The 18,205-nt window shown below is 64.9% G+C and carries 21 protein-coding genes; 9 read left to right on the top strand and 12 right to left on the bottom strand.

Annotation, left to right across the window (positions count from 1 at the left end; translation table 11 throughout):
• Positions 1–38 precede the first annotated feature (38 nt).
• A complete protein-coding gene (locus tag Q0030_RS05355) occupies positions 39–350 on the top strand; it encodes an MliC family protein (RefSeq protein WP_298363738.1) in 312 nt (103 codons plus the stop codon).
• Between the two features lie 89 nt (positions 351–439).
• On the opposite strand, the gene Q0030_RS05350 is transcribed toward Q0030_RS05355, so the two are convergent.
• Entirely contained in the window at positions 440–640 is a 201-nt protein-coding gene (locus Q0030_RS05350; protein ID WP_298363737.1) for a DUF2735 domain-containing protein, read from the bottom strand.
• A gap of 541 nt (positions 641–1,181) precedes the next feature.
• Between Q0030_RS05350 and Q0030_RS05345 the strand changes: the two genes are divergently transcribed.
• The 4 genes from Q0030_RS05345 to Q0030_RS05330 all read left to right on the top strand — a co-directional run bounded on the left by Q0030_RS05345 (position 1,182) and on the right by Q0030_RS05330 (position 4,676).
• Complete coding sequence (locus Q0030_RS05345; RefSeq protein ID WP_024581543.1) at positions 1,182–2,216, top strand: glutamine synthetase beta-grasp domain-containing protein; 1,035 nt, start codon at positions 1,182–1,184, stop codon at positions 2,214–2,216.
• Positions 2,217–2,428: 212 nt separating this feature from the next.
• Positions 2,429–3,133, top strand: a complete 705-nt coding sequence (locus tag Q0030_RS05340; RefSeq protein ID WP_298363735.1) for a hypothetical protein — start codon at positions 2,429–2,431, stop codon at positions 3,131–3,133.
• Between the two features lie 5 nt (positions 3,134–3,138).
• Positions 3,139–3,825: a substrate-binding domain-containing protein gene (locus Q0030_RS05335; RefSeq protein ID WP_298363732.1), complete on the top strand. Its 687-nt coding sequence runs from the start codon at positions 3,139–3,141 to the stop codon at positions 3,823–3,825.
• Between the two features lie 32 nt (positions 3,826–3,857).
• A complete protein-coding gene (locus Q0030_RS05330) occupies positions 3,858–4,676 on the top strand; it encodes a tetratricopeptide repeat protein (protein WP_298363730.1) in 819 nt (272 codons plus the stop codon).
• A gap of 50 nt (positions 4,677–4,726) precedes the next feature.
• On the opposite strand, the gene Q0030_RS05325 is transcribed toward Q0030_RS05330, so the two are convergent.
• The 5 genes from Q0030_RS05325 to Q0030_RS05305 form a co-directional block, all read right to left on the bottom strand.
• A complete protein-coding gene (locus tag Q0030_RS05325) occupies positions 4,727–5,341 on the bottom strand; it encodes an Isoquinoline 1-oxidoreductase subunit (protein ID WP_298363728.1) in 615 nt (204 codons plus the stop codon).
• An 11-nt stretch (positions 5,342–5,352) separates the two neighbouring features.
• A complete protein-coding gene (locus Q0030_RS05320) occupies positions 5,353–5,877 on the bottom strand; it encodes a 2Fe-2S iron-sulfur cluster-binding protein (RefSeq protein ID WP_298363724.1) in 525 nt (174 codons plus the stop codon).
• Complete coding sequence (locus tag Q0030_RS05315; protein WP_298364578.1) at positions 5,874–8,648, bottom strand: molybdopterin cofactor-binding domain-containing protein; 2,775 nt, start codon at positions 8,646–8,648, stop codon at positions 5,874–5,876. Before Q0030_RS05315 ends, Q0030_RS05320 begins: the two co-directional genes overlap by 4 nt.
• A gap of 142 nt (positions 8,649–8,790) precedes the next feature.
• Entirely contained in the window at positions 8,791–9,882 is a 1,092-nt protein-coding gene (locus Q0030_RS05310; protein WP_298363723.1) for a hypothetical protein, read from the bottom strand.
• Between the two features lie 286 nt (positions 9,883–10,168).
• Entirely contained in the window at positions 10,169–10,612 is a 444-nt protein-coding gene (locus Q0030_RS05305) for a DMT family transporter (RefSeq protein WP_298363721.1), read from the bottom strand.
• A gap of 160 nt (positions 10,613–10,772) precedes the next feature.
• Between Q0030_RS05305 and Q0030_RS05300 the strand changes: the two genes are divergently transcribed.
• A complete protein-coding gene (locus tag Q0030_RS05300) occupies positions 10,773–12,395 on the top strand; it encodes an ABC-F family ATP-binding cassette domain-containing protein (protein ID WP_298363720.1) in 1,623 nt (540 codons plus the stop codon).
• A 1-nt stretch (position 12,396) separates the two neighbouring features.
• Here Q0030_RS05300 and Q0030_RS05295 read toward each other — a convergent pair whose 3' ends face one another.
• The 3 genes from Q0030_RS05295 to Q0030_RS05285 form a co-directional block, all read right to left on the bottom strand.
• Positions 12,397–13,029: a DapH/DapD/GlmU-related protein gene (locus tag Q0030_RS05295; RefSeq protein WP_298363719.1), complete on the bottom strand. Its 633-nt coding sequence runs from the start codon at positions 13,027–13,029 to the stop codon at positions 12,397–12,399.
• Between the two features lie 74 nt (positions 13,030–13,103).
• Positions 13,104–14,078: a glycerophosphodiester phosphodiesterase family protein gene (locus Q0030_RS05290; RefSeq protein ID WP_298363718.1), complete on the bottom strand. Its 975-nt coding sequence runs from the start codon at positions 14,076–14,078 to the stop codon at positions 13,104–13,106.
• A gap of 65 nt (positions 14,079–14,143) precedes the next feature.
• Positions 14,144–14,398 (bottom strand): hypothetical protein, encoded by a 255-nt coding sequence (locus tag Q0030_RS05285; protein WP_298363714.1) that lies wholly within the window; start codon positions 14,396–14,398, stop codon positions 14,144–14,146.
• On the opposite strand from Q0030_RS05285, the gene Q0030_RS05280 reads away from it, so the two are divergent.
• Positions 14,397–15,272, top strand: a complete 876-nt coding sequence (locus tag Q0030_RS05280; protein ID WP_298363709.1) for an MBL fold metallo-hydrolase — start codon at positions 14,397–14,399, stop codon at positions 15,270–15,272. The two genes, Q0030_RS05285 and Q0030_RS05280, sit on opposite strands and share 2 nt — an antisense overlap.
• Before the next feature lie 25 nt (positions 15,273–15,297).
• Here the strand turns inward: Q0030_RS05280 and Q0030_RS05275 are convergent, their stop codons facing one another.
• The 3 genes from Q0030_RS05275 to Q0030_RS05265 are packed head-to-tail and all read right to left on the bottom strand — an operon-like array spanning position 15,298 to position 16,572.
• Complete coding sequence (locus Q0030_RS05275; protein ID WP_298363707.1) at positions 15,298–15,495, bottom strand: hypothetical protein; 198 nt, start codon at positions 15,493–15,495, stop codon at positions 15,298–15,300.
• A gap of 52 nt (positions 15,496–15,547) precedes the next feature.
• A complete protein-coding gene (locus tag Q0030_RS05270) occupies positions 15,548–15,850 on the bottom strand; it encodes a PilZ domain-containing protein (protein WP_298363705.1) in 303 nt (100 codons plus the stop codon).
• Between the two features lie 8 nt (positions 15,851–15,858).
• The gene (locus Q0030_RS05265; RefSeq protein WP_298363703.1) at positions 15,859–16,572 is read right to left on the bottom strand and encodes a DUF2336 domain-containing protein; all 714 of its coding nucleotides are present in this window, start codon (positions 16,570–16,572) and stop codon (positions 15,859–15,861) included.
• A gap of 307 nt (positions 16,573–16,879) precedes the next feature.
• Here Q0030_RS05265 and Q0030_RS05260 point away from each other — a divergent pair, with 307 nt between their 5' ends.
• Positions 16,880–17,851, top strand: coding sequence for a helix-turn-helix domain-containing protein (locus Q0030_RS05260; protein ID WP_298363702.1), 972 nt, complete (start codon positions 16,880–16,882; stop codon positions 17,849–17,851).
• A gap of 70 nt (positions 17,852–17,921) precedes the next feature.
• On the top strand, positions 17,922–18,167 hold the full coding sequence (locus Q0030_RS05255; protein WP_298363700.1) for a PilZ domain-containing protein: 246 nt from the start codon (positions 17,922–17,924) through the stop codon (positions 18,165–18,167).
• Positions 18,168–18,205: the final 38 nt, after the last annotated feature.

Genomic DNA, 18,205 nt, shown 5'->3' with positions numbered 1-18,205 from the left:
CGCAGACAGGTCTATAACCGGCCTCTCGGGGGGAGAATATGACTTATCGCGGAGGCGCCATTCTCGTCGGCGCAATTCTTTTCGAGATCTTTGGTTCCTCGGCAGCGCCGGCGCAATCCGCCTTCCGGAATTATCATTGTGCCGACGGCACGCAGTTCATTGCGGCGTTCTTTGGCGGGGACACCCGCGCGCATCTGCAACTCGACGGCAAGGCGGTGACACTGACGAAGCGTCTGTCGCTGACGGGCACGCGCTACAGGGGCGGCGGGGTCACGCTTGAGATCACGCGGGCTGGATTGACCAGGCTCCGGCACGCCAAGCGGCCGGTGACGGCCTGCGAGCTGGCATGAAAAAGGGCCGAAACGCTGCGTTCCGACCCTTTCCTACTGCTCTGTTGCTGTCTGACGTTTTTGCGTCGCGCCTCTCTGCCTGATCGACATCAGTGATCGCGGCTCGGCTTAGCGTCGTCGATGGCCGCCTGATGGTACCAGCTCTCGCTGCAAGCGGAGGTCTCGACCTCAGCGACAAGCTCGCGCGCCGTCCGCATCTCGCCGTAGCGGCGTCCGCCGAGAGCCGCGCGGCCCCCAGCCGGGAATTGATAGATCGTTGCCGATTCCTGATTTTGGCCCGTCGTGATCATGTCAAAGTCTCCTATGGCCGGAGCGAGCCTCCATGGTGCGCCCGACTCATTCGCGTGTCGTTACCGTCGTTTTGATATCGGACCGGGCCCGGCGGGGTGCAAGTTGACCAAGAAATAGTCATTCTCTGTCCAATTAGTGTGCAATTCCGGGTTTGCATCCTGCGAGGCAGGATGCAGCTGACCAACGCTTGGGCCGAGGTGATGGTTGCCCGGCGCCCGATGGTTGGACACGAACTGTCACATGGCGCTGCCGCAGCATTAATCGGCGGCCGGTGTCGTAGCTGAATTTGCTGCAGAAACGGGCGGCGGAGGGGGCTGAGAGAAGATTTTGGCTGATCGTGGCGCATGCCAGCTGCGCTGCTTTGTCGCAGCTAAAAATGCGATGTCCGCTGTGGACATCCGCAGGCCGGGCGGGTGCCGCAGTGCAGCGACTGGCATTTTAATTGCTTAGTAAGAGCCGGCCGATGGTGGCCGGGTACGCGTGCGGCGGCCGACTGGCTTTCGGTTCCTCACGGTTTTGCATCATCAACAGAGAGGTTCAATGACCAAGTACAAGCTCGAGTATATCTGGCTCGACGGATATACGCCGACGCCGAGCCTGCGCGGCAAGACGCAGATCAAGGAATTCGCGTCGTTCCCGACCCTCGAACAGCTTCCGCTGTGGGGCTTTGACGGTTCGTCCACTCAGCAGGCTGAAGGCCACAGCTCTGACTGCGTGCTGAAGCCGGTCGCCTGCTATCCCGACGCCGCGCGCGAGAACGGCGTGCTTGTCATGTGCGAAGTCATGATGCCCGACGGCAAGACGCCGCATGTCTCGAACAAGCGCGCCACCGTTCTGGATGACGAAGGCGCCTGGTTCGGCTTCGAGCAGGAATACTTCTTCTACAAGGACGGCCGTCCGCTCGGCTTCCCGGAAGAGGGTTATCCGGCTCCGCAGGGCCCGTACTACACCGGCGTCGGCTACAAGAACGTCGGCAGCGTCGCCCGCAAGATCGTCGAAGAGCATCTCAATCTCTGCCTCGCCGCCGGCATCAACCACGAAGGCATCAACGCCGAAGTGGCGAAGGGCCAGTGGGAATTCCAGATCTTCGGCAAGGGCTCCAAGACCGCCGCTGACCAGATGTGGATGGCCCGCTATCTGATGCTGCGCCTCACCGAGAGCTACGGCATCGATATCGAATTCCACTGCAAGCCGCTCGGCGACACCGACTGGAACGGCTCGGGCATGCACGCCAACTTCTCGACCAAGTACATGCGCGAAGTCGGCGGCAAGGAGTACTTCGAGAGCCTGATGAAGGCCTTCGACAAGAACCTGATGGACCACATCGCCGTCTACGGCCCGGACAACGACAAGCGTCTGACCGGCAAGCACGAGACCGCGCCGTGGAACAAGTTCAGCTATGGCGTGGCTGATCGTGGTGCGTCGATCCGCGTGCCCCACTCCTTCGTCAACAACGGCTACAAGGGCTATCTGGAAGACCGCCGTCCGAACTCGCAAGGCGACCCCTACCAGATCGCTTCGCAGATCCTGAAGACGATCTCCGAGGTGCCGACCGGCGCCAAGGCCGCGGCTTAAGTGGCTCCGGCTTAATGGCCGCCGCCTAAGCAGCTGTCAGACCCGGATGGAGCCATCCGGTACCGCAATAGGGTCCGCCAGGGCGACTGCCTTGGCGGACCCTTGCTTTTTGACGACAGTCTTTGCGGGCGGCCTGCCGCCGAAAGCGGTTTCGCTGCGTTATGAACCGCGCTAGACAACGGTTGTATCTTGGCTGCCCGGGGACACGGCGCTTGTTTGAAGGGTTTTACAAGGTCCGGTTCGAGCTGGGCGGCGCCGTCGGCCGCAGCGTGATGTATGTCGGCGACGGCAAGATGCTCGGCGGCAACTCGGCCTTCGCCCATATCGGCACCTACGAGAAGGCCGGCGACGAGGTCGCGGTCGAGATCCAGACCGTCCGCCACAACCCCGATCCGAACTACCGTGCGATGGCCGGCACCGATGACGCGACGCTGCTCGCCAAGGGCGGCCCGGACGGCGAGCTCTACCGCTTCGAGGGCGAGCTGAAGGAGTTGCCCGGCGTGCCGTTCCAGTCGGTGATGACGCCGATCACCGAGGACGAGGTCCCGATCGCAGGCGGGGTCGGCGAGGGCGGCATCATCAACGGGCTCTATTCGATCCACATCCAGCTGCTCGACGGTGTCGACGGCAGCCTCACCGGCGTGATGCTGCTGAATAATGGCCGCATCCTCGGCGGCGATGCGTTCTTCTACTATCTCGGCACCTACACGTCAGAGAAAGGTCGCTGGAAGGGGCAGATCCTCAATCAGGAGCACACCTCGGCGATGGGTGAGAACCCTGTGTTCGGCGGCCATGAGGTCGGCATCGGCTTTGCCGGTACCTGCGACGCGGAAGGCGCTTTGCTCGAAGCGACGGCGCTTGCCGGCAAGCGCAGCCTCCGCCTCAAGGCCGCGCTCAAGCTGATGCGGCGGGCGTAAGGGGAATGGACAATTCGGTTCGCGTGCTCTCGACGCTGGCGCTGAAGGGCGCGGTCGCGCGCGTTGCCGCGGCCTACCAGGCGGCAAGTGGTGTGCGGATCGATGCCGATTTCGCGCCGACGCTGGCGCTGCTCGAACGCCTGCGCGGCGGCGAGACCGCCGATCTCGTGATCCTGACCCGCGAGGGCCTCGACGAGATGACCGGCGAGGGCCGCGTTGCGCGGAAAAGTGTTGTCGATCTCGCACGGTCCTATGTCGGCGTCGCCGTGAAAGCGGGCGCCGCGCATCCCGACATCGCGAGCGAAGCCGCATTGCGTGCCGCGCTGCTCGGCGCGCGGGCGGTGGCCTATTCGCGGCTCGGCGCCAGCGGCATCCTGTTCGCGCAGCTGATCGCGCGTCTCGGTATTGCCGAGGCGGTCAACGCCCGTGCGGTGATCATTCCGGCGGGCTTCACGGCGGAAAGGCTCGTCAGCGGCGAGGCCGACCTTGCGATCCAGCAGATCAGCGAGTTGAAGCAGATCGATGGCGTCGAAATCGTCGGGCCAATTCCCCTAGGCCTGCAGACGCCGGCGGTGTTTTCCGCGGGCCGCATGGTCGCCTCAGAGCGCGCAGCAGCCGCCGATCATCTGCTGCGTTACCTGGCGTCGGCCGATGTCGCGCCGGTGCTGCGCGCGACCGGGCTCGAGCCTTGAATTTGCCCGCACCGCGACGCAACCTGCCGGTCATGTTCAGACCTTTCCATGCAATTGTCCTTGCCGTGGCGCTGGCCGCACCTGTGCTTGCTCACGCGCAATCGGCCGACCTCGTGCTGTGCGACCGGCTCGCCGCCGATCCCACCGATCCGGACAAGCCGGCTGACGTGAAGGGCGTGCCCGACATTGCGTCGGCCGATATCGCCACCGCGATCAAGTATTGCGCGGTGGCGGCAAAATCGTCGCGCCGCGCGACGTACGAGCTTGGCCGAGCCTATGCCGCCAACCGGCAGACCGCGGAAGCAATGTCGGCCTGGCGCAAGGCAGCCGACAAGGGCTCGACCTCGGCGATGGTCGAGCTCGGTGTGCTCTACGGCAATGGCACCGGTGTCGCCAAGGACGAGGCGCAGGCGCGCAAATTGTTCGAGCGCGCGGCGCAGGCGGGCAATGCGCGCGGCGTCAGCAATCTCGCCGCCCTCGGCGGCAGCGTAGCGTCCGACCCGGCACGCGCGCGCGAATTGCTGGCAAAATCTGCCGAGACCAATGCGGAGGCGCAGTACCAGCTCGGCATGATGCTGGCGGAAGGCAAGGGCGGCGCGCAGGATGATGCCGGCGCGCGGGCGTTGTTCGAGAAGGCTGCGGCGCAGAACCATCCGGGCGCACTGGAGCGGATGGGCGCCTTCGCGCAGGCCGGCCGCGGCGGACCGAAGGATACCGGTGCAGCAAAAGCCTATTACGAACGGGCGGCAGCGCTCGGCGACGAGGATGCCAAGAAGGCGCTGGAGCGCGCGCGCTGTCCGTACGTGATCAAGGACAAGCGCGGCAATGCCGTGACCAACCTCTGCTTCTAGATGTTTTTCGAGCGACGCCGGTTCGCTCGAAAACGCAATGCTTCGCCGCGCTAGGGCGGGCAGGCCGCCCCGGTCTTCACCCAGGCCTCGACCAGCGCGGCGGCCTCTGCCTGCGTGCCCGGCGCCGGCGAGCGGCCGAAGCCGGGATGCCAGGCCCAGCCGACCAGCGTGTCCTTGCCGATATGCTCGATCAGATCCTCGACCTTGCGGCCGCCATTGCGCGCGGGATCGCGGATCTGGGCGCAAATCTCGCCGACGGTTTTCCCGGCCCACGCCATCTCGCGCGGCGCGAGGTGCCATTCCGGGTGACCCGGCACCCGGCCGGGATCGAAATTGGCGTGCTGGTGGCAGATCGAGCAGCGCATCGCGTTGGTGCCATGGCCATCGGCACCGCGCGTGACCGGTGGCTGATGCATCCGGCTGATGTCGCCCTGCCGCGGGCTGTCGCCGGCCGGATGGCAATTGGTGCAGCGCGGATGGGTCAGCACCTTGCCGAGCTCGGTGAAGATCGCCGCGGAGCGTTGCTCGACATTCTCTATACCGGCAAAGCTTTCCGGCGAGGCGAGGGCGTGGCTCGCGCTCTCCGACGCCGCATAGCCTGCGCAAAGGCTGGTCGCGAGCGCCGTCAGCACTGCAATGATCCGAAACCGCGTTTCCGATGTCATCGCTGGCGGGCTCACTTGTTGGCGGTCAGATAGCGTTTGGCATCGGCGAGGATCACGTCGCGCACCGCCTGGTGGTACTTGATGTAGCCGGTGCAGCGGCACAGATGGCCATCGAGCGCGTCGGCAATGACGGTTTCGAGTTGGTCCCGCGCCACTGGCTCTCGTGCCAGCAGTTCGAGCAGCACCTGACCCTCGTTGAGGAAGCCGGCCGTGCAATAGCCGCACTGGAACGCGAAATGGTCGATGAAGGCCCGCTGCAACGCGGAGAGCTCGCCGTCCTTGGCGTGGCCCTCGACGGTGCGGATCGCCTTGCCGTCGAAATTCGTCGCCGGCACCACGCAGGTCGGGGTGGTGTAGCTCGTGCCGTCGGGGTTATCGATGATGACGGCGCAGCTCAGGCATTGCGCGGCGCCGCAGCCGAACTTGGTGCCGGTCATGCCGAGCATTTCGCGAAGGAAATCGTTCATCGAGAGGTCGTCGCGGACCTCGATCGGGCCGTGCTTGCGGCCGTTGATGGTGAGGTTGAGCGTCGTCACGCAAGCGCTCCCTTGAGCAGGCTCGTTGTCACCGGCAATGAGCGGAAGCGGTGGCCGGTGGCATCGTTGATGGCGTTGAGCAGCGCCGGCACGATCGGGATCATCACCACCTCGGCCATGCCCTTCGGCGGTTCGTCCGGCGTCAGCGGCGGCAGCATCTCGATCTCGAGATCGTGCAGCGGCAGGTCGGAGCCGCGCGCGATCAGATACTGGCCGAGATTCCACTGCCCGTTGCCGGGCCCGCCTTCGAACGGCGGCAGGGTTTCCAGCAGCGCGTAGCCGACGCCCATGGCAAAACCGCCATGCGACTGGCCGAGCACCACTTCGGGCACCAGCACCTGGCCGCATTCGAACACGCTGTAGGCCTTGGCGATGCGTAGGATGCCGGTCGCGCGCTCGATCTCGACGCGCACCAAGGTGCCGCACATCGAGGTATAGGCGGTGCCGATCCGGTTGTTGTCGGTCGGCGGGAATTTGACGCTGACGCGGTCGATCCGTTCGAACCGGCCGCGGCCACGGCGGATCGCCAGTGCGTCGATCTCGGCGCGGTACTGCTCGCCGAACAGCGGGAAGCGCGCGCGCGACCAGGCCCAGCGCGAGAAGCTGTGCGCCACCGCGCCGGTGACGAAGCCGCGCGCATGCGCGGTCGCGGCAAGCTTTGACAGCGGCAGCGGCGCGAGATCATCGAGCACGAGCTGGCCATCGTTCCAGCGCGCTCCGTCCCACTGCCGGGCGCGCGGATCGGCCTTGCCGATGTGCCAGAGCTCGAGCGCCGCCGGCCACAGGCCGAAGCGGAAGATGACGCGGGCCGCTTCGGCCGAGGAGTGCGTGCCGACATGCGCGCCGATCGAGGCGCTGGTGGCCGAGCTGATCGCGGGGACCCAGCGTGGGTTCTTTTCGGCGAGATCCTGGGTCCTCTGATCCATCGTGTAGGGATTACCGGACGTCACGAGCCCGAGCGCCTCGTAGCTGTCGACCCGGGAGACGGCGACCTCATTGGCGACGACGCCGAGATGGCTCGCGACCCGGTTGGCAAGCGCGGTGCCGATGCCGTTGCCCATCTCGACGTGGTCGCAGAAGATCGCGATCCGTCCTTCGGGATCGATCTCGACCCGGCCGAGCGAGCAATCCGCGCCCGCGCCGTAATCCTTGGTGACGCAGGCGACGCCGGTGCCGACCAGCCGTCCTTCCGTTGTTTTCTGCTTGAAGTCGGCGCGTTGCTGCCAGATCGGATGCGTCTCGAGCTTGTCGAGGATTTCGGGTGTGCGCACCGACACGATGTAGGGATTGCCGGTCATGGTCCGGCCGTTCTGCTTCAACGCATTGTTGCGGCGGAACGCGATCGGATCGACCTTGAGCTCGCTGGCGGCCTCGTCGATCAGGACTTCGAGCGCGGTCATGGTCTGTAGCGCGCCGTAGCCGCGCATCGAGCCCGCGGTGACGCCGCGCGAATGCAGCGCCACGGTGGTGACGTCGACCTTCGGGATGTCGTAGATGCCGATCGCCGCGGTGGCGGCGACGGTCGCGACGTTGGCGGAGAAGTTGGCGAGCCCGCCGCCGTCGAGCACATGATCGGCGGCGAATGCGGTGATCTTGCCGCTCTTGCGATCGATGCCGATCCGGGAGCGCATCTTGATCGGATGACGTTTGATGCCGCCCTGGAATTGTTGGTAGCGATCCTGCGCCAGCCGCACCGGCCGTCCGGGGAAGAACATCGCCGCCAGCGCCACGTAAAGCACGAACGGGGTGTGGTCGCGGCCGCCGAAGCCGCCGCCGACATGAGCGAACTGCGCGTTGATGTGCGAGGGGCGGAACTGTGGGCGGGCCTTGCCGAGCATGAAGGCGATCGACTCGGTCGCCTCATAGGGCGACTGCACGCCGAGCACCAGTTCGAGATTGCCGCTGTTGTCGCTGTACCAGGCGAGCCCGCTCTCCGGTTCGAGGAACATCGGATCGACTGACTGGGTCTCGAACTCGCGGTCGAGCACGAGCTGCGAGGGATCGTCCTTTGCAAGTTGGGCGCGGATCTCTTCGCCATAGGTTGCGGCCTTGGCGTAGTCCGCCTTGGTCTCCTTGGCGAGCGGCAGCCAGACCGGCAGCGCCGCGTTCTGGATGCGGCTCGGCGAGACCCAGCCGGCCTGGATCGGCGAATAGACGTCGGGCGCCTCTGACGTGGCGCCGGCGACGCGCGTGAAGCGATACGCGCCGAAGTTCGGCAGGACGACCGGACCGGTCTCGTCGCCGAACTTGACGAAGCCGACATCGCGCAGCGCGAGGCGTGCCCGGTCGAAGGCGTCGAACTGCTCGAAGATCAACAGCGCGACCGGCTGTCCGAGATAGATCGGCGTCCTGCCGACCGGGCAGAACAGATCACCGGTGTAGAACTCCGGCACCCGCGTGCCGATCCGGTCGAGATCGGCCGACGTCACGACGACCGAGGGCTTCGCAGGACCATCGAGGCGGCCGAGGTCCATGCCGGCATAGACATGCGTGGCGTCGTTGGCGCGGACCAGGATGGCGTGCGAGGTGGTCACAGGCCAACCCGGCATGTCGGCGGCACGAAAGTCGGAGGCGTAGAGCTTTGCGCCGGTGACCTTTGCCACCCCGTCGACGCGGCCGGCGCCCTTGGCGGCCGGATTGAAATGGCCGCGCCCGGGAAGCGTTTCGTGGGTCGCGAAGGCCGGTTCCTTCGCAAGCGCCAGATGCGACAGGCTGACCGAGATGCCGCCTGCCGACAACCACTTCACGAATTCGCGTCGCGAGGGCCGCATGGTCTGATCTCTCATCAACGCTTCGGCGGCGTATCGCGCCGCGGTTTATGAATTGGCAAAATACACGCTGCAGTGTTGCGGCAAAGCGAGTGCAATCGCAATGCCGCAATAGGTCGTAGCCTTCTCACTTGTAGATCTGGCCTCACTTGAGGTCGGCGATGGTGGCCGGTCCCGGACCCGGGGTGATCAAGGTCGGCCACTGCTTGGAACCGAACGGCACCAGCGGCGGCAGGAAGGTCGTCATGCCGCGCTTCTTGGTCTCGACGATGATCGCCTCGCGCGCATCGCCCCCCATCAGTTCGTAGTCCATCAAATGGTAGCTGCCGAAGAACAGCGCGCCGACCGAGCGGTCGGCGATGATCCGGGTCAGCGACTCCAGCATGTCCGACGGCGTCGTGGTGAAGGAGATCGTCTCGATCAGCATCAAGCGGCTGTTGATGGCATCGGGCCCGAAGAACTGCGCCAGCACGCTGAAGATCACGTTGTTCTGCCGCGCCACATAGATCGTGTTGCTCGCGCCGTAGGTCTTGTCCCAGTCGGCGCCGAGCTGGGTCTTCCAGTCGGCCATGACGGTCATCCAGTGCGCGACCTGGGTCTGCGCGGCCCAGGCGACGTTCCTGGCGAGCAGCGGCGCCTGCTTCTTGCCGAATGCCTCGAGCGTCGCGAAGGGGATCGCGCCGGCGGTGAGGCATTCATCCATGAAGGCGATGTTGTTCTTGAGGATGGCGCGGTTGTTGTCGCGCCAGTCCGCCTGCATTGGCGTGGCATCGAGCCCGTCGAGCGCCGATTGCATCCGGCTGCGATAGGCCTGCATCGAGCCGCGCCACGCCTTGTCGTCAGGATTGTTGACGTAGGGGCCGACCACCTCGGCCAGCGCCATCGTGCTGTGGCCGACCGACTTGAGCAGCTGATAGACGACCGGCACCTGCGGCGCCTCGGTCGGCGGCTTGCCGGGCCGGTACAGGATCAGGCGGCCGCCGGCGCCGGAGAACAGGCCGAGGATCACCGGATGCTTGTCGAGGATGTTCTTCTGGAAGATCCGTGCCGCATCGCCATAGAGCTCGAACATGCCGGTGTTGAGTGCGAGCACGTCCTTGGTTGCGATTTCGGCCGGCGTGGACGCGGTCTTGCCGGAGATCGGCGCCATGTAGTCAGGCAGCGACTGGGCCGGCGCCGCACCGCCGCTGCCGAGCAGCAACGCCAGCGCAGCGGCCAAACGGAAACGATGGGTCATGTTGTGCTCCTCGCAACCTCCGACTCACGCCGAAGCCCGGGATGCGGCCTCTCGACGCTGGCGGGATGCGCAATTCTTTTGACGCAAATGAACAGGGAGGGTCGGTCCCGCATGACGCAACACGACGAGGGCGGGTGCTTACAGCTAAGCGACGAATCGGCGGGTGTCCACACCCAGAGACTACTACCCGGGTGGTTGCGTCATAACGTCATTCGACGGCGGATACGGATTCAGCGGAGCTTTCTCATTCAGGGAATCAATCGCATCGATCGGCTTGTCGATGGCCTCAATCCTTGATCAGAAGCACGCCGCCGATGATCAGCGCGATGCCGGCCAGTCGTGAGATCGACACGGGATGCTGCGCCAGCCCGAACGCGCCGAAATGGTCCATCGCGATGCCCGCGGTCATCTGACCTGCGACCACCAGCGCCAGCAAGGTCGCGGCGCCGAGCGAGGGCAGCAGCAGGATCATCAGCAGGATGAAGACGCCGCCGAGGATGCCGCCGCTCCAGGCCCACCACGGCACGGCCGAGACCAGCTTCCAGGACGGCGCCGGCTCCCGCGTCGCGACCAGCACGACCGCCATCGTCACGAGGCCGCCGAGATAGCTGACGAGCCCAGCCCAGGCCGGCGAGTTCAGCGCGGACCGCAGATTGCCGTTCAGGACCTGCTGCGTGGCGACGCTGATGCCGGCGCCGAGCCCGAGCAGATAGAGAAACCAGACTTGCATGTGACGCCCCAGAACCGATCGCCGAAGAGCTTCATGTCATATTCCATCGGCAACGATCGTGGCATGCATGGAGCACGGCGCGAAACCCCAAGGAATGGGCTTCCACCCACGTCCCAGATCGAATAAGAGGCCGCAAACCCTCAGTTCCCAGTATGAGAGCATGATCCGCCTCGATAACGTCTCCAAGCAAGTCGGCCACCAGATCCTCTTCATCGAAGCCTCCGCGGCGCTCCAGAAGGGCGAGAAGATCGGCCTTGTCGGCCCGAACGGCTCCGGCAAAACCTCGCTGTTCCGGATGATCTCGGGCCAGGAAATCCCCGATGAAGGCCAGGTCTCGCTCGATCGCGGCATCTCGATCGGCTATTTCAGCCAGGATGTCGGCGAAATGTCCGGCCGCAGCGCGGTCGCCGAGGTGATGGACGGGGCTGGCCCCGTCAGTGTCGTGGCAGCCGAGCTCCGGGAACTCGAGGCCGCGATGGCCGATCCCGACAAGGCCGACGAGATGGACGACATCATCGCGCGCTATGGCGAGGTGCAGCATCAGTTCGAGGAGCTCGACGGCTACGCGCTTGACGGCCGTGCGCGCGAGGCGCTCTCGGGTCTCGGCTTCAGCCAGGAGATGATGGACGGCGACGTCGGCAAACTCTCCGGCGGCTGGAAGATGCGCGTGGCGCTGGCGCGCATCCTTTTGATGCGTCCCGACGTCATGCTGCTCGACGAGCCGAGCAACCATCTCGATCTCGAAAGCCTGATCTGGCTGGAGCAGTTCCTGAAGGGTTATGAAGGCGCGCTGCTGATGACCTCGCATGACCGCGAGTTCATCAACCGCATTATCAACAAGGTGGTCGAGATCGACGGCGGCCAGCTCACGAGCTACTCGGGCAATTACGAGTTCTACGAGCAGCAGCGTGCGCTCTCCGACAAGCAGCAGCAGGCGCAGTTCGAGCGGCAGCAGGCGATGCTCGCCAAGGAGATCAAGTTCATCGAGCGCTTCAAGGCGCGCGCCTCGCACGCAGCTCAAGTGCAGAGCCGGGTCAAGAAGCTCGACAAGATCGAGCGGGTCGAGCCGCCGCGGCGGCGCCAGACCGTGGCGTTCGAATTCCAGCCGGCGCCGCGCTCCGGCGAGGACGTCGTCAGCCTGAAGAATGTCCACAAGGCCTACGGCAGCAAGCGCATCTATGACGGTCTCGACTTCATGATCCGCCGCAAGGAGCGCTGGTGCGTGATGGGCATCAACGGCGCCGGCAAGTCGACGCTCTTGAAGCTGGTCGCCGGTTCAACCGAGCCCGATGACGGCGCGGTCGCGGTCGGCGGCAGCGTCAAGATGGGCTATTTCGCCCAGCACGCGATGGACCTGCTGGACGGCGAGCGGACCGTGTTCCAGTCGCTGGAAGATGCATTCCCGCAAGCCGGCCAGGGCTCCCTGCGCGCGCTCGCCGGCTGCTTCGGTTTCTCGGGCGACGACGTCGAGAAGAAATGCCGGGTGCTGTCGGGCGGCGAGAAGGCGCGGCTGGTGATGGCCAAGATGCTGTTCGATCCGCCGAACTTCCTGGTGCTGGACGAGCCGACCAACCATCTCGATCTCGCCACCAAGGAGATGCTGATCAATGCGCTCTCCGAGTTCGAGGGCACCATGCTGTTCGTGTCCCACGACCGGCACTTCCTCGCCGCGCTCTCCAACCGCGTGCTGGAGCTGACGCCTGATGGCATCCACCAATATGGCGGCGGCTACACTGAATACGTCGCGCGCACCGGGCAGGAAGCGCCGGGGCTGCGGAGTTAGTTCAAGCTTTCCATCGCGCGCAGAACGCCTCGACGTCTCCGGACTGGAATTCCGGTAGCCGCTCCCAGATGGTCTCGGGTGGCCAGTTCCACCAGGCGATCTGCGACAGCTCGGCCGCGATCTTGCGGTTGAAGCGCTCCTTGATCGGCCGGGCCGGCACGCCGCCAACGATGGTGTAGGGCGCGACATCGCGCGAGACCACCGCGCCGGCCGCCAGCACCGCGCCGTCTCCGACGGTGACGCCCGGCAGCACGATCACGCCGTGGCCGATCCAGACGTCGTTGCCGATCACGACGCGGTCCGCGCGCCGATCGCTGAAGAAGCCATGATCGCGCTCGGCGGAGGCCGAGTAGTATTCAGGGCAGTAGGTGAAGCGATGTTGCGAGGGACGCTCGACCGGGTGATTGGGTGCGCCGATCCTAACCTGCGCCGCGATCGCGCAGAACCGGCCGATCACGGCGTCGGCGACCATGCAGCCGCTGCCGAGATAGGAGTAATCGCCGAGCTCGGTATATTCGATCGCGGTGTCGCCGAGGACCTCGCAGCAACGGCCGACCTTGACCTCGCGCAGCTTGACCGTCGGCTCGATGACGGTTTCGGCAAGCTTGGGGCGGGCGGCGGTCGGTCCGTTCATAGCGTTATCCTCGATGCGGCGAGCGGCTTCAGTCCACGATTTCTATGACGGTGAAATGACAGGAGAGGCCGGATCTACCGGCCGGTGAGGCGGGCGATGGTCTCGATCTCGTTGGTCCAGATGCCGCCGGAATAGTTTTCGGGCAGGCGCCGGAATAGCTCGGCATCGTCGACCCCGGTCGAGAATTCGCCGCCCTGATAGGGGCCGAGCACGAACACCGCGCTGTTCGCCGCCGCCATGCGGTTCAGGAAGCGGTCCGGCCATCCCCACAGCCACGGTGTGTAGTTGATCGGCACCAGCACGATGGCGTTGCGGCAGGCGTCCGGCACGATGCCGGTCCAGCCATAGCCGAGATAGCGAACGAGGCAGCTCTTGATCGTTGCGCGCGAAATCGTCCGCGTCTCCGGCGCAAGACGCCGGATCGCCTCGATCGGCTCATCGCCGCCATAGACCATGATCAGCTTGCGCCGCTCGGTGGGGAGCCGGTTCAAGACCGCTGCGAGTTTCTCGCCCTCGGCGGGATCGCGGCTCTTGACGTTGATCAGGAAGCGGCGGTCGGGAAAGGTCTTGAGCACCTCGTCGAGCGAGGGCATCAAGCCGATGCCCTTGCCGCGGAATGGAAAGGTCTTGCCGCCATCGGCGGTGTAGCCGTAGCCGATATCGAGCATCTTCAGCCGCGCCATCGGCTGTTCGCGGGTGACGCCCTGGCCGTCGGTTCGGCAATCGACGGTCCAGTCGTGAAACACGGTGAATTCGCCATCGGTTGTCGGATGGACGTCGAACTCGACGATATCGGCGCCGCGATCGAAGCTCGCCTGCATCGAGCGGATCGTGTTCTCGAGATAGTCATGGGTGGGCGGCTGCATGCGCGCCGCGGTGCAGGTGTCGTTCCTGAGGTCGCGTTCGTCGAAGCGTTGCGCGATGCCGCGATGGGCGAGGAGCACCGGCTTGCCGCCGGCGCGGGTTGCGAGAAGGCTGGAGTTGTTGAGGTAGATGCCGGCGGCGACGGCAACGATCGCCGCTGCCGCGTATTTCAATTTCCTGCCCAAGCGACTCGTTTCCTTGCTGGATCGCCGGTCGAGGTAGGGGCGGTTTCTGGTCGATTTGCGGCGGCCTAATCCTTCAAGCCGTCGACTGCGGCAATCGCCCGCACCATCGCACCCCTGAGCGCCGCACTGTTGGCGGGGTTCGACTGGCGGTTGCGGCCGGGATTGTCGAAGTCGTGGGGCGCGCCGGGATAGAGCACGATGTCGATCTTGCCGCCGGCAGCAAGGGAGCGGCTGGCCGCATGGCGCGTTGCGTGATCCGTGCCTTGTGGGGCGAGGGACCGCCCGCTACGCTTCACGAAAAAGCGGGAGCGAAACGGCATGAAGCAGATCAGGATCGGCGACATCACGATCGACGCGGTGATCGAGCGCGAGGGACCATGGCGGCGGCCGCAGGATTTCTTCCCGGCCTATGACGACGCCGTGTTCAAGCATCATTTGAAGACGATGGAGCCGGAAGTCTTCGATACCGCGCGCGGCATGATGGTGATCACCTATCAGACCTTCGTGGTGCGGACGCCACGCTATACCATCCTGGTCGACACCTGCACCGGCGAGGACAAGGGGCACCCGCCGCCGTTCGATTTCCCGGGCAAGGAGCGCTGGCGCAACGAGTTGTTCGCGCTAGGCATCTCGTATGAGCAGATCGATTACGTGTTCTGCACCCATCTGCATATCGATCACACCGGCTGGAACACTACGCTGCGCGACGGGCGCTGGGTGCCGACCTTCCCGAATGCGAAATACGTCTTCCACAAGGGCGAGTATGCGGCTTGGGAGGCCGAGAACGCCAAGGGCGCCAATCCGCCCGGCACGGTGTTTCGCGACAATTGCCTGCCGATCGTCGAAGCCGGGCAGGCGCTGCTGGTCGACGACGACTATGCGCTCGACGACACCGTCACGCTGACGCCGACGCCGGGCCATTCGCCCTGCCATTGCTGCGTCAACATCTTCTCGAAGGGTCAGCGCGCGGTGGTCGCCGGCGATCTGATGCACCACGCGATCCAGTGCCGCGAGCCGGAGTGGTCGGCCAAGCCGGATTGGGACCCGAAGCAATCGGCAGTCTCGCGGCGGAAGTTCTTTGCCTCGGTCGCCGGGACCGACACGCTGATCCTGCCGATCCATTTTCCGGCGCCGACCGTCGGCCTGATCAAGGCGGACGGCGATAGCTTCGACTATCGCTTCAAGCGCGAGTAGGCAGCGCCCGCGCTCGGGGGCAATGTCAGCCGGACCGCGCCGTGCTGGTCCGGCGCGGGACCTGGGTCAGAAACCGCTCGAGATCGCTGCACAGGCGATGGGCGAGCTCTTCGTCGATCTCGAACGTCGCGACGGTGCCGGCACAGTCGACTGCGATGGTGCCGCGCAATGGTGCGGCGGAGACCGCCGATACCGCGATGCTTGTTGCTCTCTGCAAGGTCATGTCGTCGACTTCCCCTCGGGCCGGATGCCGCCAATCCTCATTTCGGCAAGTCTCACTTCGGAATGACGGCGCGGCCCTTTCGCTTGCGTTCCTCGATGAATCTCACGCCGATCTCGATGCCGTCGACACGAACCAGCTCGCAGCGGCGGAACGCCAGTCCCCGCGAGGACAACACCAGGAAGAACTCCTGCGCCTTCAGCACATCAAGCGTTCCGTCGACCTCGAGCCGGGCGCCGCTTTGCGAGACGTCGAGCAGGATGCAGCTCCGCCGCCACGTGCCGTCGACCCCCATGAGATTGACGGGATGGTGCGTCTCAAGCTTGACGCGCTCCGCCCTGCGGTCACCATACGCCATGACGCCACTCACACTGCCTGAACGGGTTTCGCGGCGAGGCCGGCATCGATCGCGGCGCGGATCGTGTCCTGAAACTCGCGGCGTGCAAGTTTGAGCAGCCGGGTCTGCTGGCGCCGCGTGGATTGCTTGATGAGGTCGGCAAGAACGCGGTGAGGCAGGTCCTTGCGAGCGACCAGCGCGGCTGCGATGTCCTCGTCGCGCTCTGCGGCATCGACCATCATGGCAAGGCCTGCGCTGGTCAGGTCGGCGCCGGGATTGCGCGCGAGAGCGCGAAGCACATTGCTGTCGCCGCGCATCAGCAGAATGTCCGTGAGCTCATGGTTGACGGCCTTGCGTCCCGCGATCGCGCAGAGATGTCCTTCGGCCCGCATCCAGGCAATGTCGATCAGATCGGCGTCCGGAATGCAGGCGCATTTTCGCAGGATCGGAGCGGCGACATCGGCATCGTCATGGTTGGCGAGGCGGCGGGCGAGCTCCCGCGGCACCAGATGCAAGTCGGCGAGCGAGCGGCTGAGCGTGGTCAGGGTGCGCAGCTCGACGCTCTCGGTCAGACGGATCAGGATGTCGTCGAACAGCTTGACGTGGTGCTCGCTGAGGCGGTGAGCGTCGTCGAGAAACAGCCCGGCCACCTCCTGCAACATGCGGGTGCGAAGGTCTGGGGAACCGGCTCTCAAGACTTGGTCGAGCTTGGCAATAAGATCGGGCGAGGCAATGGCTGTCATTGCGGTCCCTAAAATGTTCCGCGACGGGGAACATCATCGTTCCCGATGTCAATCTGCTCCCCGAATCTTTAATAGGGGTATAGAAATCGATGTGGAGGCTGATCCCAACGGTGGATATCCCGGCAAACACTATCGAAATTCGGCAGCAGCGCTATTTTGCCAGATTGTCGGGTTCGACGAGCGGACCGCATTTTTCTTGATTGAGTTGATTGGACGATTCGCATTTTGTGCATGCAATTTATCAATGCGGCGGGCTGTGCGCGGCGCCGCGCGCCAATTTTAGAGACCATTTCACAGGAGCAGTCATTTGACGGCGCCATTGCTGGTGCCGAGAGTCTTTCGTTTTGACGATGTCGATGCATTCCGGAGTTCGATCCGGGATCTGGATGTTGATTTCACACCACTTGCACGAAAGATTTCGGCCGAGCAGGTCATCCTGAGTTTGCCGGGATGCGAGCTCAACTACACACAGTCATTCCCGCGGATCGTCGACGCGCAGCTTGCGCGGCATACGACTGCGGTCGGCTTCACGATGGATGACGGCGTTCCGATGCGGTTCAACGGCGTCGAGCGCGATCGTGCGGTGGTCGTGCTCGGCGGCGGCGGCGCGTTCTACACCTCGGTGGAGGAGACGCCCCGCCAATATGTCTCGATGATGTTCACGCCCGAGATCGTCGACCGCGGTTGGCCGAAACCTGGTCTCCATTTCAGCATTCACGAGATCTCTCAGCGCGCGCAGGATCGGTTGCGCGAGGTGGTGAGGCAGGTTCTGCTCGTCACCTCGGATCAGGTCACGATTGCCGAGTTCGCCACGGGCGCGTCGATCAAGGAAACGCTGCTGGCCGCGATCGACAACGCGTTCGCCGAGATCGTGCCGGCCAAGTGGGCGACGCGGGCCAACACGACGCGCCAATTCAAGGTCTTCAACGACGCACGCGCCGTCCTGGCCGGCGACGTGGCTCACCCGATCTACAGCGGCGAGCTCGCCGGGCAGATCGGCGTGTCGGTGCGCACGCTGCACGACGCCATCCAGCGCTACCGGGGCATCAGCCTGCATCGCTATCTGCGTCTGCGTAGGCTTTGGCTGGTGCGCCAGCAGCTGCTTGCCGGCGCGCCGAGCGTCAAGGCCTGTGCGCTGGCCTACGGGTTCTGGCACCTCAGCGATTTTTCGCGGAGCTACCGGTCGCAGTTCGGGGAAGCGCCATCGGTGACGCTGGCGGCCTCGCGCCGTGCCGGCGTCGTGCCCGCCGGTCCGTCCGGCGGCAGACACGAATCGTAACAATTCGCCTGAACGAAATCTTAACGGGCGGTTGCGAATCTATTGGTACGATTCCACCAGAGGCGGCCCGATGCATCCCCGACGATTTGCGCGTGTTCGTCCGACAGGATGCGTCTCCAGCGTGGTCAAGCTCCAGCTCGAACCGAAGGCGCCGCTGATCGAATGCCGGCTGGTGGATTATTCCGCCGGCGGGGCCTGCCTGGAATTTGCCAAGCCGGTCCAGTTGCCCGAACGTTTCGAGATGTTTCACGGCAACACCAGGAAGCGTTGCCGTCGGGTCTGGAGCAGGGGCGTCCGGGTCGGCGTCTCGTTCTGAGGACACCGATCAATAGCGGTTCGGGCCGCGTCCTGCGC

The organism is uncultured Bradyrhizobium sp., assembly GCF_947648125.1.
Lineage (GTDB): Bacteria > Pseudomonadota > Alphaproteobacteria > Rhizobiales > Xanthobacteraceae > Bradyrhizobium.
This window is presented reverse-complemented; position numbering and strand designations above follow the sequence as displayed.